We start from the raw sequence: 13,159 nt of genomic DNA on the forward strand, positions 1-13,159 counted from the left end.
GGGCTGGTCCCTGGTCCACGGCATGCGCCGCCGATGTCCAGGGGCCCGACCGCCTCCGGAGAGGGGCACCGGGTCGGTGAGTATGGGCGACATGGGGATCACTGTCGACCGCGGACCTTTCGGCTTCTTGTGATCTACCTGTACGCAGGCTGTGAAGCTCGGTCGGGGTGCGTCGGGCCGGTCAGGCAGGCAGGCTCGGGTGGGACCGTCCCCGAGGGTGGGAGGCATCGGGGCAGCTCGACCATGAAGGCGGTGCGTCCCGGCTCGCTCGTGGCCTGCACGTGCCCGTGATGTGCCTCGACGACGGCGGCGACGATGGCGAGCCCCAGCCCGGTGCTACCGGCGGCGCGGGACCGCGAGCTGTCGCCGCGCGCGAAGCGTTGGAAGACCTCGGGGAGCAGATCCGGGGGGATGCCCGGGCCGTCGTCCACGACCGCGAGGATCGCCGTGGGGCCGCTCACGGTCAGGCTCGCCGTGACCTGGGTGCCCGGCGGCGTGTGGGTGCGGGCGTTGGCCAGCAGGTTCGCGAGAACCTGGTGCAGGCGGGCCGGGTCCCCGGTGACCGTGACCGGCTCCTCGGGCAGGCCGAGGGCGAAGCGGTGGCCCGGGGCGGCCACGTGCGCGTCGCTGACCGCGTCGATGATCAGCCGGGAGACGTCCACCGGTTCCCGGACCAGGTCCCGACCGGAGTCGAGCCGGGCGAGCAGCAGCAGGTCGGAGACCAGCGCCGTCATCCGCGCGCTTTCGGACTCGACCCGGCTCATCGCGTAGGTGACGTCCGCGGGGACGTGCTCGCGGGTCCGGCGGGTCAGCTCGGCGTACCCGCTGATCGCCGCGAGCGGAGTGCGCAGTTCGTGGCTGACGTCGGCGAGGAACTGGCGCATCCGCATCTCGCTCGCGTGCCGGGCGGCCAGCGCGGCACCGATGTGGCCGAGCATCCGGTTGAGCGCCGCCCCGACCTGGCCGACCTCTGTGCGCGGGTCGGTGTCGACCTGCGGCACACGCACCGACAGGGCCACCTCACCCCGGTCGAGGGGTAGCTCGGCGACCCGGGAGGCCGTCGCGGCGACCCGCCGCAGCGGTCGCAGCGTGACGCGGACGATCGCCGTGCCGGCGATCGCGGCGGCCGCGACCCCCACCAGGGCCATCACCCCAGCGATCATCGCCATCCTGGTGAGGGTCGCGTTCACCTGTTTCATCGGCAGCCCGGTGACGACGGTCATACCGTCAGGGGTGGTCCTCGCGAGGAGCCGATAGTCACCCTGATCGCCGAACGCCCGGGTATACGGCCGCAGGTAGGCGGGAATGCCCGCGACGACGGCGGTCTCGGCGGTGGTCAGCTCCTTCCCCTCACCGGCGGTATCGATGAAGGCCCCGTAGGTTCCATCCTCGTCCACGACGGCTCCCAGCGTTCCCGGATCGACCGGTCCACGGAAGAACCGGCGGACCCGCAGCTGCTGCGGGCTGAGGCTGGACGGCTGGCCGGCGGCAGCGGAGTCGGCAGCGGAGTCGGCAGCGGAATTGGCAGCGGAATCGGCGGGGGCAGCGGAGCCGGCGGCGGTGGCCGAGCCGCCGGCAGTGCCGTAGCCGGCGTTCCCCTCGGCTGGGGCCGGGAGGGTCGGCAGGGCCGGGAAGGACGGGAGGTTCTGAAGAAAGGCGGGTTCCGGCCGGTCCCATCGTCCGCTGGCCTCCCGCAGCCGCCTGTCGAGCTGGTCGACGAGGACACCTCGCAGCGCGACGGCGGTGACGAACACGATCGCCAGCGAGACGGTCGCCAGCAGGAGCATCAGTAGGGCGAGCAGCCGGGTGCGCAGCGACCAGCGCGAGGGCGAGACCGGCACGATCCGGTGAGCCGGGGAGCTCATGCCGGGCCCGGCGCGGTGCCCCTCGATGACGGGGTGGCGGAGGTCTTCGGTGCCAGCGCCGGATCGGCCGGCCGCAGGACGTACCCGGCCCCGCGCATCGTGTGGATCATCGGGGGGCGGCCGGCGTCGATCTTCTTGCGCAGGTACGAGACGTAGAGCTCGACGACGTTCGCCTGGCCGCCGAAGTCGTAGTTCCAGACCCGGTCGAGGATCTGGGCCTTGCTGAGCACCCGGCGTGGGTTGCGCATGAAGAAGCGCAGCAGTTCGAACTCGGTGGCGGTGAGGTGCACCGGCTGGCCGGCGCGCTGCACCTCCCGGCTCTCCTCGTCCATCGTGAGGTCGCCGACGACGAGCCGGGCGCCCTGCAACGCCTCGGTGGTGCGCGCGGCGCGACGCATCAGTCCGCGCAGCCGCGCGACGAGCTCCTCGAGACTGAACGGCTTCGTGACGTAGTCGTCGCCGCCGGCGGTGAGTCCCGCCACCCGGTCCTCGACGGCGTCCCGGGCGGTCAGAAACAGCACCGGTACGTCCGGGCTCTCCGCCCGCAGGCGCCGAAGCACCTCCAAGCCGTCCATGTCGGGCAGCATGATATCGAGAACGACCGCGTCCGGCCGGAAGTCGCGGGCGAGCCGCAGCGCTCCGCGACCATCCGCGGCGCTGCGCACTTCCCACCCCTCGTAGCGCAGCGCCATCGACAGCAACTCCGCCAGTGTCGTCTCGTCGTCTACCACGAGGACCCGCACCGATTGCATGGTGTCAGCTTCGCCTCCTTGGCTGGCTGTTACCTGAGGTCTTGCTGTGAGCTGGTTCTGTGAATGCCCGGGGGCCGCGGAATCGTAGGTGTGCCACTCGCCGCGATGTCCATCGACGAGACGACGGGGACCCCCTCGAATGGCAGCCTCCCCCGGGTGGCGGGCCCGACGGCTCCGATGGGATGGACACCACGTTCGGTCAAGTATCGCATCACATCTTGCCAAGATTTTATCTTGGTGAGACTAATGTGGTCGGAGGTAGTGAGAGATGGGAGAATATCAACGGGATCACGATGTGATCTGTCGTCGGGTTGACCGTTGGAGTATCCCCCTTCAGGGGGTTCACCTGCGCAAACTGGGTAGGTGCACAGCATGGCTCGCCATAGTCGTCCTCGGTCCGCCGTCCGCGGTAACCGTCCCCGTATCGTGCGCCGGGTGGTACTGCCCACCGCAACTCTGGTCACCGCGGGAGTTGTGACCGTGGGTACGGCGTTCGCCTGTTCCAGATCGTCCTCGGTGGCGTCGGCTCCCGGGGAAACCAGCCGCGTCGTCGCCGCCGTAGCTCGCGGCGCCGGCACCTTCCCGCCGTCGGCCGGGGATGCGGGCGCGATTGCCGAGGCGGTCCGGACGAGCCCGTTCACCGCGGATGTTCCGCCGCAGAACTACGAGGTCACCGGGACCACCGTGGCCGCCAGCGACCCGAGCTGGGCACTGACCGAGCTGCGCCCGACTGTGGCCGATCTCGACCGGGCCGAGGGGGTACTGCATCACACGGACTCCGGGTGGGAACTGGTCCAGCTCGGTACCTACGAGGTCGGGTGTGGCGTCGTGCCCGAGGCGGTGCTGGACGACCTCGGCCTGAAGTGCCCGCCGCGGGACGGCTCGGTCTTCCCGACCTGATCTCCGGGAGTTCCGGGCGGCGGATCTGCCTGCCGGGACGGCCGGAGCGTCAGGGGGTGTAGATGATGTCCCAGAGCCGAGCGGTCATGTCGGTACTGGTGGTGGCGAGCAGGAGGCCGTAGGGAGCGAACGCGCAGCTCATCACCGTGCTGCTGTGCCCGGTGAGGGTGGCGATCGCGGACCCGGTCGCGACGTCCCACAGTTGCGCGGTGTCGTCGGTGCTCGCCGTCGCCAGCAGGTGGCCGTCCGGGGAGAAGGCGCAGCTCTGCGCCGAACCCGGCAGGGTGAGCACGGTGGTGCCGCTGGAGGCGTCGGTGAGCCGGGTGCCCTCGTTGCCGGCCGTCGGGAGAGAAGGCGCAGCCGCCGGCGAAGTTCGTGTGCCCGGGTAGGCTCATGATGATCTCGCCGACCGTGACGTCCCACAGCAGGGTGGACTCCGCGCCGGCGGTGACCAGCAGCCGGCCGTCGGGGGAGAAGGCGCAGCCGTAGACCGAGCCGCGATGGCCGTTGAGGGTGGCAAGGTTCTTCCCGGTCGACGAACCCCACAGCCGGACGGTGCGGTCGGTACTGGTCGTGGCGAGCAGGCTGCCGTCCGGGGAGAAGGCGCAGCCGTACACGGGTCCCCGGTGCCCGGTCAGGGTCACCGTCTGGCGGGCGGCGTCGACGTCCCAGATGCGGGCCGTCTTGTCGCTGCCGGTGGTGGCGAGCAGCTTGCCGTCCGGGGAGAAGGCGCAGCCGTGCACGACCAGGCTCTTGCGCCCGCTGAGCGTGACCGACGTTCGGCCGGTGGCGACGTCCCACAGCCGGGTGCCGTCCTTGCTGGTGGTGGCGAGCACCTTGCCGTCTGGGGAGAAGGCCGCCGAGGTGACATCGCGTTCGTGTCCTTTGAGGGTGGCCCGCGCGGTGACCTCGACGTGGTGGGACGGGCGGCTGCTGCGCTCGAAGCCGCGCAGGTCCGCCGGCACCGCCGACCCCATCGGCACCGGCCCGGACGGAAGCGTGGTCGCCAACCAGTCGGCGTCGCGGACCGGAGTGCCGGGTGCCGCGTGGGTGTGGATAAGGCTACCCGGTGCCTCGGCGGCCAGGTCGAACAGGGAACCGTCGGTGAGGCGGACCCGCACCAGCACGGCGCTCGCGTCGAAGCGTTCCCCGGGCTCGACGAGCCAGCGCACCATCGTCGCCCGCCCGCCGGGGATATCCCAGCGAGCCGGTTGCAGGACCGGATTCGGGCGCGCCGCGGTGGTCCGGCGAGTGGAGACCGAGCTTGCCCAGGCGGCGGCGCCGAGCACCACGGCGAGCTCGGGATCGGCGGGGAGGTAGATCTGCTGCCCCGGCCAGTCGGTGCCGCCCCCGAGCCGACCTTCGAGGATGTCGGTGACGACCGGGATCCGGGAGCTGCCCCCGACGAGGAGCACCCCACTCAGCTTGTCCGGTCCGTAACCGGATGACTTCAGCAGGTGCTGGCAGCAGGCCATCGTGCGGGCCAGGATGGGGGAGGCGAGCTGGGTGAACCGGTCACGCTGCATGCTGACCAGCAGGCCGGCCGGGCTGAAAACGTCCTCCACGACGGCGATGTCGGAGAGCTGATGTTTCACCGCCCGGGCGAAATCGAGCAGCTCGTGGCGGGTCCGGTTGGCCGTGGTCTGGAACGTCTCGCCGATCCCGGGCGGATTCAGTAGCGGTTCCAGCCCCGGCCCGTACAACCCCAGGATCTCGTCGAACAGAATCTGGTCGAATTCGCGGCCGCCGCAGTCGTGCAGAGCCGAGTGGGAGAGCATCTCGTGCCGGCCGTCCTCACCGACCGCGACCAGCGCCCCCTCGAACGTCCCGCCACCCAGGTCGTACACGAGCATGAGCGAGCCAGGCTCGGGCGCGGCGCCGACCACCGGCGACCAGGCCGCCGCGACCGGCTCGGCGAGCAGGTCCACGTCGACGAACCCGGCGGCCTCCGCCGCGGCGATCATCGTCCGGCGCAGCGGGCCGGCGGGATCGTAGCTCGCCGGTATCGTGACGACGGCCCGCGACAGCGCCGCACCGCCGAGCTGCTGTTCGGCCTCGGCCTTCAGCGCGGACAGCACCGCGGTCACCAGCACGTGCGCCGGATAGCCGCGGCCGTCGAGCGACACGGCGCTGTCCCGGGCCAGATCGCGCTTGACCTCGCCGCGGGCCAGATCCGCTTGCGCCGCTCAGCGAGCGTGCCGACGATCAGGCTGCCGCCGTCCACGAAGACCGACGCGGGCCAGCTCGCCGAGCCGCTCGCGGGCTCCTTCACCGGTTCGATGCGACCGTCGACGGCCAAGGCGGCCGAGGCACTGCAGGTGCCGTAGTCGATGGCGAGGATCGGCTCGCCCACAGCACCCTCTGTCCACGTTTCCAGTGGGCAGATCGTAGCGATGTCGACAAAGCCACCAGCGACACCCTCACCAGTGGGGCAAAAGCTGGGACCGAATGTTTGCGACCGGTTGCCCTTCGTAGCGGCTCTCGCCGGTGCGGACAGCGGCGGCCGGCGCCTGCCGGCATGAACAGGCAGACTGCCGGCCTTCCCCGGCGACCGACAGTCCGCGGAACCACGCCGGTGCGCCCCCGATCCGGCACCAAGCCGTCTCGCTTCCCCCGACGATCCGGCCCGACCCGTCGCACCGGCGTGGTCCGTGCCCTCGATCCTGGTAGTTCCGATGGGCCGACACCATCCCTCAATCATCGGGGGAAAGCGGATGATCCCCGGCCGTCACCGATCCGTCCGGGTGATCCATCGGCTGGGGCGCCAGGGCGCGCGACGCAGGTCGCCCGTGGCGGCGGCCAGTCCGGCTACCTGCTCGGCGGCCTGCTTGCCGAGATCGACGGCCATGGTGCGCGGTAGCGAGGACCCCTCGCCGGGGATCGTGCGCAGCCGGGCGACCATCGGTCCGAGCCGGATGATCTGAAGGTAGCCCGCGAGCGGATCGCCGGTGGCGAGATGCAGGTGGGCGGACCCGGCCGTGCCGGCCGTGCCGTCCGTGACGGGCCCGGCCCGGGCGACCAGGTGTCGGGTGAGTAGGGCGGCCCTCCGGTTGTTGCGCAGCAGCCACCGCGAGTCGTCCAGCCGGTACAGATCCGCGTCCGGGGTGCCCAGCCAGATCGCGTGCCCACGGTGCACCGCCTGGATCTCACGGCCGTCCGCCTCGGCATTCGTGCCGTCGCCGGGGATCGGTTGGTCAGCCGGATGGGCCGTCGCGACGTCGGGAGATCTGATCCGCCACATGCCGACGGGGAGCGCATCCGGTCCCAGGAACGACCCGAGGAAGGCTGCCCAGAGACGACAGGACCGCGGATGACCTTCGTCCCCGCCGTCTCCCCCGCCCATCCTGACGAGGGTGTGGCCGAAGTCGGCGCAGGACAATCCCTCGAAATCAAGGGGGCCTCAATCGAGGGGCCTTAGCCAAGGGGGGCTCAGCCGAACCCGAGCTCGCGGGTCCAGAGGGCGGCCGCCGTGCTGGGCGGGATCGTCGCCGGGGCGTCGGGATGGCTCGCCACGTACTTCGCCTTCGCCGTGCGCAGATAGTCGGCGATGACACTGGCCTTGACGTTCATCGCCCGTGCCGCCTCCCGGTGGGACATGCCCCGGCAACCGACGAGGACCATCACCTCAGCCTCCCGCGGGGAGGGCCGGTGCAGGCGGCGGCGTCGGCGGGCGGCGTCGAAGATTCGATCGAGCAGGTCGTGCACGGTGGCGGCGGTCATTCCCCACTCGCCGCGCAGTTCATCGATGAGGTCGCCCTGGGCGAGTCCGCGCAGCAGGTTCCGTTCCGCGAGCCCGATCTCGCCCCGGGACAGCGGTCGCCGGTGCGCATCCTCCAGTAGAAACCCGGCGAGGCGGGCGGAGACGTGGAAGCTACCCTCGGCGACGGCGGTCACCGCCGCCACGAACTGCTGGGCCGGGGCGGTCTTCTCAACGAAGCCGCGAGCCTGTGCGGCGGCCGCGTCGAGGACCTCGTCCGGTGTCGCCACCCCGGAGGTCGCCAGCACCCGAAGACCGCGCCGATGCAGGTCGGCCACGGCGGCGGCCCCGGACACCCCGGGCAGGTGCAGGTCGCACACCACGATCCCGGGCGTGGCGTCCCGGTCGAAGGTCTCCAGGCTCGGGGCCGGCGCCAGCACGGAAAACCCCGCGCCGGCGAACCTGGCGGCCAGCGATTCGGTGGCGATCGGGTGATCGTCAATGATCGCCACCGAGACCGGCCGGCGATCGACGCTCATCGACCGTCCCCGGGCGTGCCGTCCCCGGTCGGCTCGGCGGCAGGCCAGCGGAAGGTCACCTTCGTCCCACCACCCGGCCAGGCGGTCACCAGGGTCTCCCCGCCATACCGGCGCAGAGCGGAATAGCTTCCGGTCATGCCTCCGCCCGGTCGGACGGAGCCGGGATCGAACCCCACCCCCCTGTCCCGGACGACCACCAGCACCGAATCCGCGTCGCCCTCGACGAAGAGGTGAACCTCGTCGGTGCTGGCGGAGTGTCGAACCACGTTGCGCAGGGCCTCCCTCGTCGCGGCCACCAGTGCCTCGCGGACCTCCGCGGGCGGTTCGCCCTTGATCGACACGAAGGGCACCAGGGCGAGCCCCTCGTCGGCGAAGGCGTCCACGACCGCGGACATCATCTCCTCGAGGCCGTTCTGGGTGGAGCCCGGCGAAGCCGTGCCGTCGACGGCCAGGGCCCTCGGGTCTATCCCGCGTGGATCCATGATGATCCGACGCGCCCGCTGTGCCCCGCGCTGGGCCTCCCGGACGAGCGCCGGCGAGGGCACTCCACCGGCGGCGACGTGATCGACGACGGGGAGCAGGTAGTCGTGGATCTCCCGATGGGTGATCTCGCGTTGGCGCAGGCTCTCGGCCTCCTTCTCCTGCTCGATCGCGAGCCGCCCGGCCGCCGCGGCCTCGTCCTGGGCGGCCGCGGTCGCCGCGGAGAGCGCGCGCAGCTCATGGGCGATGAGCATGGCGACGACGTACCACAGGGCGAAGCCCAACAGGTCCGAACCGAGCTTGAGGGAGACGTCCGGCAGCACGGCCAGGCTCCACGCCGCCATCAGGACGGCCACCGCACCGACCGCGAGCAGCGTCAGCCCGAGGCCGAAGCCGATGCCCGCGGGTGCGACGAGGCTGAACGGCACGAGCTCAGTCATGATCTTGTTGCGTTCGTCGGGTTGCGCGGCTCTGGACCCGACGAGCATCAGCGCCACGCAGAAGGCGACGTCCGCTAGGACCAGCCGGGGGGACAGCCGGCCAGGCCGCCGCCAGACCCGCCAGGTGAACCAGGATGCCTCGACGGCTGCGGCCGCCACGATCAGCACGGCGATCCACGGGTGGCGCAGGCGAGCCCAGCCGAAGAGCGGAATGATCATGAACGTCGCACAGGCTGCTCTGGTATAGCCGACCATTCGGGACATACGTTGCTCGGTGCGTTGGATGACGTCGCAGGAAGAAGCCGCCGATCCGACCAACATGGTCATAGTGCGCAACGGTAGCGAGCCAGCCACAGATCGACCAGCGCCTGACCAGTGGCCGGCCAGAGTGCCTGACCAGTGGTCGACCAGAAGGAGCGGGCATCTGGTCGTCCCGGTGTGTGAAGAGCGCCATCCGGGCACCGCAATCAGATGCAGACCACGTATCCCGTCATCCTCACGGTCCCGCCGCCGGGTCCCGGCCCGACGCCACCCGAGCCCTCGCCGATCCCCGATCCTGTTCTGCCCGGTCCCGAGCCGACGCCACCCGAGCCCGCGCCGGATCCGGTACCACCGCCCGGCCCGGGGCCGGATGTTCCGATCCCGCCGAACCTGCTGGTCCTCCCGCCAGCCGGGAATCGCGCCGCCGGAATGGGTAGACCGAGGGCATGATGCACCGACCAGCTGGAATCCCCGCGCAGGAGCTGACCGACGTTGACCTCGTCCGGGAGCTGCGGCACCTGCATCGCACCCGGCACGACGCCTTCATCGCGGGGAGCGAGGACGCCTTCGAGACCCACACCGCGCGGATGCTGGAGCTCGAACGCGAATACCTGCGGAGGTTCCCAGACGCCGCGAGTCCCGATCCGCGCCGGACCCGAGCTGGCAGACGGCGTGCCGCCGGGGTTCCCGTCTGAGCTGCTTCAGGGACGCGCGTGGCTTCAGGGGCGGACGCGGGTCAGCGCGTCGAGGTAGATGTCGACCACCTGGCTCGGGTCCGGCCGGAGGTAGGAGCGTCCTCCGGTCGCCGCGGCGATGCGCCGCAGCGCGGTGAGGTCGGCGTCGTTGCTATAGGCGATCATGATTATGGCGACCGGCCGCTTCGGGTCGTAGTCGGCGTGCAGCTGTTCGATCAGCCCGTCCAGGCTCGGCGTGGCAGTACCCCGGTTCGTGTCGCGACCGTCGGTGAGGATGACGACCTGGTTGAGCCGGCCGGGGACGTAGTGCTGGGTCAGGAAACGGAAGGCCGCGAGCGTGGTGGCGTACAGATCGGTGGCTCCGCCGGGGACGATCCCGGCCTGCGCGGCGATCAGCTCGTCCCGATGGGTGCCGCCTCGTCCGGGTGCGTTAAGCGGAGCCATCGGCACGAGATCCTGGTAACCTTGGACGCCCTGCTCGCCGGAGAACCGCCAGAGACCGACCTGGCTGTCGGGTGCGAACAGGCGCAGGCCGGCCAGGGAGGTCTCGATGGCCGCCTGCATCCGAGTTCTTGACGGGTCGGTGCCCGGGACCGGTTCGGCCATCGATCCGGAGCTGTCAAGCGCCACGAGGGTGGCACCACGCTGACGGGCATGGCGGAAGAACCGCCGAGCCGTGCCGAGCGTGCTGTCGGAGGCGTCCGTGCTCGCCAGCCTCGGCGGGACGGAGCGCACCCCATCGGTCGCGTTCAGCGTCTCGGCCAGCCCGCTTGGATCATCGTGGCCCGCCAGTTCGGTGAGTGTGCGGAAACCGGCTCCGGTGAGGGCCGCGCGGTCCGCGTCCCCGCGCACGAAGGTGGCGGAGGCGTCCGCCGCGGCCCGCCGGGACGACGAGCTCGCCGTCTTCTTCAGGACGATGTACGGCACCGTCGCCGTGAACATCCCGTCCGAGGGGTAGGACGCCACCAGCGTCGTGGCTAGGCGGTTACCGTTCTGGCTCGTCAGGGACCGGTTGTAGGCGATGACATCGGCCTCCAGGGCCGGGAAGGCCGAGGGAGCGGATCCGGCCGCGCCGTTCTCCGTGCCGCCGGTGCGCACCGAGTCGAAGAGCTGCTGGTCATACTCCGGCAGCCAGTCGATGGAGCGTTCCTGCCGGAGCACGGTGAGCTGGGCCGCGCGATCCTGGTCGAACGTGCCGGTGGTCATCTCGGCCGCGGTGAGTCCGCGGGCGGCGCTCACCGTTCCGACGACGGCCCGCAGCGCGGCGGCTGAGTTCTCCGGATTGGCCATGGCGAACCGGAAGTCCCCCCACCGGGGCTCGCCCCGGTGGGTCCAGAAATCGGCCTCGCCCGCGGCCGCGGCCAGTTCGGCCCAGGTCACATGATGCTCGGGCCAACCGAGGCGCTGCGCCATGAGTCTCGGCATGGCGATGACGACGGGCGATCCCGCGATCGTCGTGGCCTTCGCCGGCAGTTGCGCCGTGGCCGGGTCCGATTCCTGGCCCAGCTCCAGCCAGTCGGCCGACTCCGGAATCCAGACGTCGGGCGGGCCGGGGGAGTCCGGCGACTCCGGTCGGGACAGCGTGTCGAGCACCCGGTCGGAGGCGACCGCCGACACGGCGAGGGTCACACACGGGCCCGCCGAGCCCTCGGCACCGGCGCGCCGAAGATCGAAGTCGGCGGCGAGCCGGCTGATCGGCGCCGCGAGTGCCGGCGCGGTGGTGATGGTCAGGGTGGCCCGTTCGCCGCCGTCCGCGCATTCCCCGGCCGGTCCGGCATCCCAGGCGGCGCGGGCCGCGAACCCGATCCCGGTGGCGGTCAACGCGCCCAGCACAAGCAGCGCCGCGCCGCTGACGATGCCCAGGCCGACGGTGACGGCGCGGCCACGGCCGCGGCCACCGGCCCGGGACCCGCCGTGATGGGACGCGCCACCACGAAATCTGTTGCGGCGGGATCGATGACGGGCGTCGGACGCGGAGACGTCCTTTCCGCGAGCGAGCGTCGTGTCCGTCCCTGACCCGCCACCAGCACGATGGTCTGCCTGCGTTTCCCGCTGTTTCTCGCCGAGCCCATCGCGCAGCGCCCGACACCATCCCCGGGTGTCCGGTCGGCCCCAGATAGAATTCGTAATGAAGTAATTAATGCAAGCCAATATGCGTCTTCGCAGGTCACGGGCTCGCGAGGACCCCGAAGTGAACAAGTTATTTTATTCCGAATCCATAGTGATGATATTGTGCCCCGCGCCGGTTCCCCTGCCGCCGATACTGCCGATAGCCCGGTTGGGCGTCATCACTTTCTTGGAAGACCGGGGTCTGCTGTTGTTCTTCCGTTTCTCACGTCGTTGCGGCGGTGTTCCTACTTATGGGTCCTTCGCGTTCTACCCGGGCTGGGTGTGCGCGTCGCCGATGGCGAGGTCGGTGGGGCGACGGCGGCTGGGGTTTCGAGGTCGGCCAGGGTTTCGACGTCGGCGGGTGAGCCGGTGCCGTCGCAGGGCACGCCGGTGACCCGTCCCGGGTGGGCCCGCAGCCATGCCCGGGCGCCGACCTCGCCGCGCGCGAGAGCCGCCGCCTCGGGCCAGACCGAGCGGCGTAGCAGGACGGGATGGGCCGGCAGGCCTCCGTAGGTGGCGGTCAGCGCCGGATGGGTCGACCCCGGATCGGCCGCGGCGGAGATCAGACGTTGCACCGCCGCCGCGCCGAGGGACGGTTAGTCTACCAGGGTGACGACCACGGCGTCGGCGTCGGTGCCGACCAGGGCGGCGAGACCGGCCCGCAGCGACGCGCCGACACCCTCGGCCCACCGCGCGGCCGATACCAGGCGAACCTCCGGAATCGGGCCGGCCGTGGGTTCCATCCCAGCCGTGGGTTCCAGGCCGATCTCGGGCGCATCCTCGCCCGCGGGCGCCGGCCCGGCGACCCGGCGGGTGGCGAGGCGTCGCACGACGGCGCCCACCTCGTCCGCGGCGGCGCCGGTGACGACCACGACCGGCCGGCAGCCCCCCGCCGTGAGCAGGCGGACACCCCGCTCGACCAGCGTCACACCGCCCAGCTCGACCAGGGCCTTGGGGCGTCCCATCCGCCGTCCGGCCCCGGCGGCGAGCAGCAGGCCGGCGACGTTCACGTGCTCCGGTATACCCGCCCCTGCGTCGCAGGAATTCGACGATCCGGATGTCGAAGACGGCGTTGTCGTCCCCGGCCACCATTCTTTGCAGAGAAGTTCACGGCCCCGCTTGGCGTAGCCCTTGAGACAGTCCGCCCGCTCCACAAAACAAGTCCATCGCAGTAAGCGAAGATCCGTGAGTCAGGGACATGCCAGGTAGCAGGGGCTGGGCGCCCAAGGCTTGCCCCGCCCGTCGGCGTGTTGGACTGACTGTAGCCTGCTTTCTGCGTTGTGACATCGTTACGTGACTTGCGGTCACGTCCTTCCTGGCTCTGAGTGCCGTGCGTTCGTAGCAGGAGAGATCGCCGCTGATCTCGGTGCCGACGCTCCCATTCGTCGAGTGGGCGGCGCTCTTGGCCGGGCGCATGGCGC

At 71.1% G+C, this 13,159-nt stretch carries 11 protein-coding genes and 1 pseudogene; 3 read left to right on the top strand and 9 right to left on the bottom strand.

The features are described from left to right. Positions 1-134: 134 nt before the first annotated feature. Together AC08OJ_RS14015 and AC08OJ_RS14020 are read right to left on the bottom strand one after the other, a co-directional pair. The gene (locus AC08OJ_RS14015; protein ID WP_476595942.1) at positions 135-1,865 is read right to left on the bottom strand and encodes a sensor histidine kinase; all 1,731 of its coding nucleotides are present in this window, start codon (positions 1,863-1,865) and stop codon (positions 135-137) included. Further along, positions 1,862-2,617 (bottom strand): response regulator transcription factor, encoded by a 756-nt coding sequence (locus AC08OJ_RS14020; RefSeq protein WP_476593317.1) that lies wholly within the window; start codon positions 2,615-2,617, stop codon positions 1,862-1,864. Before AC08OJ_RS14020 ends, AC08OJ_RS14015 begins: the two co-directional genes overlap by 4 nt. A gap of 372 nt (positions 2,618-2,989) precedes the next feature. Here AC08OJ_RS14020 and AC08OJ_RS14025 point away from each other — a divergent pair, with 372 nt between their 5' ends. Beyond that, positions 2,990-3,517 carry a hypothetical protein gene (locus AC08OJ_RS14025; RefSeq protein WP_462203283.1) on the top strand — a complete coding sequence of 176 codons (528 nt, stop codon included), beginning with the start codon at positions 2,990-2,992 and terminating at the stop codon, positions 3,515-3,517. 49 nt (positions 3,518-3,566) lie between these two features. Here AC08OJ_RS14025 and AC08OJ_RS14030 read toward each other — a convergent pair. Continuing rightward, a pseudogene (locus AC08OJ_RS14030) lies at positions 3,567-5,741 on the bottom strand (Hsp70 family protein). Between AC08OJ_RS14030 and AC08OJ_RS14035 the strand changes: the two are divergent. Beyond that, positions 5,713-5,844: a hypothetical protein gene (locus AC08OJ_RS14035; RefSeq protein WP_476595948.1), complete on the top strand. Its 132-nt coding sequence runs from the start codon at positions 5,713-5,715 to the stop codon at positions 5,842-5,844. The pseudogene AC08OJ_RS14030 and the gene AC08OJ_RS14035 overlap by 29 nt on opposite strands. A 401-nt stretch (positions 5,845-6,245) precedes the next feature. Here AC08OJ_RS14035 and AC08OJ_RS14040 read toward each other — a convergent pair whose 3' ends face one another. The 3 genes from AC08OJ_RS14040 to AC08OJ_RS14050 all read right to left on the bottom strand — a co-directional run bounded on the left by AC08OJ_RS14040 (position 6,246) and on the right by AC08OJ_RS14050 (position 8,892). After that, positions 6,246-6,860, bottom strand: coding sequence for a hypothetical protein (locus tag AC08OJ_RS14040; RefSeq protein ID WP_476593319.1), 615 nt, complete (start codon positions 6,858-6,860; stop codon positions 6,246-6,248). An 86-nt stretch (positions 6,861-6,946) separates the two neighbouring features. Beyond that, a complete protein-coding gene (locus AC08OJ_RS14045; RefSeq protein WP_476595943.1) occupies positions 6,947-7,753 on the bottom strand; it encodes a response regulator in 807 nt (268 codons plus the stop codon). Then, entirely contained in the window at positions 7,750-8,892 is a 1,143-nt protein-coding gene (locus AC08OJ_RS14050) for a sensor histidine kinase (RefSeq protein WP_476595944.1), read from the bottom strand. Before AC08OJ_RS14050 ends, AC08OJ_RS14045 begins: the two co-directional genes overlap by 4 nt. 488 nt (positions 8,893-9,380) lie before the next feature. Here AC08OJ_RS14050 and AC08OJ_RS14055 point away from each other — a divergent pair, with 488 nt between their 5' ends. Beyond that, positions 9,381-9,629, top strand: coding sequence for a DUF6158 family protein (locus AC08OJ_RS14055; protein ID WP_011434791.1), 249 nt, complete (start codon positions 9,381-9,383; stop codon positions 9,627-9,629). Between the two features lie 24 nt (positions 9,630-9,653). Here the strand turns inward: AC08OJ_RS14055 and AC08OJ_RS14060 are convergent, their stop codons facing one another. The 3 genes from AC08OJ_RS14060 to AC08OJ_RS14070 form a co-directional block, all read right to left on the bottom strand. Beyond that, a complete protein-coding gene (locus AC08OJ_RS14060) occupies positions 9,654-11,780 on the bottom strand; it encodes a substrate-binding domain-containing protein (RefSeq protein WP_476595945.1) in 2,127 nt (708 codons plus the stop codon). A gap of 203 nt (positions 11,781-11,983) precedes the next feature. Further along, on the bottom strand, positions 11,984-12,313 hold the full coding sequence (locus AC08OJ_RS14065; RefSeq protein WP_476595946.1) for a hypothetical protein: 330 nt from the start codon (positions 12,311-12,313) through the stop codon (positions 11,984-11,986). Between the two features lie 21 nt (positions 12,314-12,334). Further along, positions 12,335-12,748, bottom strand: a complete 414-nt coding sequence (locus tag AC08OJ_RS14070) for a nucleotidyltransferase family protein (protein ID WP_476595947.1) — start codon at positions 12,746-12,748, stop codon at positions 12,335-12,337. Between the last annotated feature and the right edge of the window lie 411 nt (positions 12,749-13,159).

It is taken from the genome of Frankia sp. CgKIO3, from assembly GCF_977946435.1.

What these genes read in the sequence shown, in the direction of transcription:
- AC08OJ_RS14015 (WP_476595942.1), bottom strand. Translation starts at nt 1,865, where the DNA reads ATGAGCTCCCCGGCTCACCGGATCGTGCCGGTCTCGCCCTCGCGCTGG.
- AC08OJ_RS14050 (WP_476595944.1), bottom strand. Translation starts at nt 8,892, where the DNA reads ATGATCATTCCGCTCTTCGGCTGGGCTCGCCTGCGCCACCCGTGGATC.
- AC08OJ_RS14055 (WP_011434791.1), top strand. Translation starts at nt 9,381, where the DNA reads ATGATGCACCGACCAGCTGGAATCCCCGCGCAGGAGCTGACCGACGTT.
- AC08OJ_RS14020 (WP_476593317.1), bottom strand. Translation starts at nt 2,617, where the DNA reads ATGCAATCGGTGCGGGTCCTCGTGGTAGACGACGAGACGACACTGGCG.
- AC08OJ_RS14040 (WP_476593319.1), bottom strand. Translation starts at nt 6,860, where the DNA reads ATGGGCGGGGGAGACGGCGGGGACGAAGGTCATCCGCGGTCCTGTCGT.
- AC08OJ_RS14025 (WP_462203283.1), top strand. Translation starts at nt 2,990, where the DNA reads ATGGCTCGCCATAGTCGTCCTCGGTCCGCCGTCCGCGGTAACCGTCCC.
- AC08OJ_RS14045 (WP_476595943.1), bottom strand. Translation starts at nt 7,753, where the DNA reads ATGAGCGTCGATCGCCGGCCGGTCTCGGTGGCGATCATTGACGATCAC.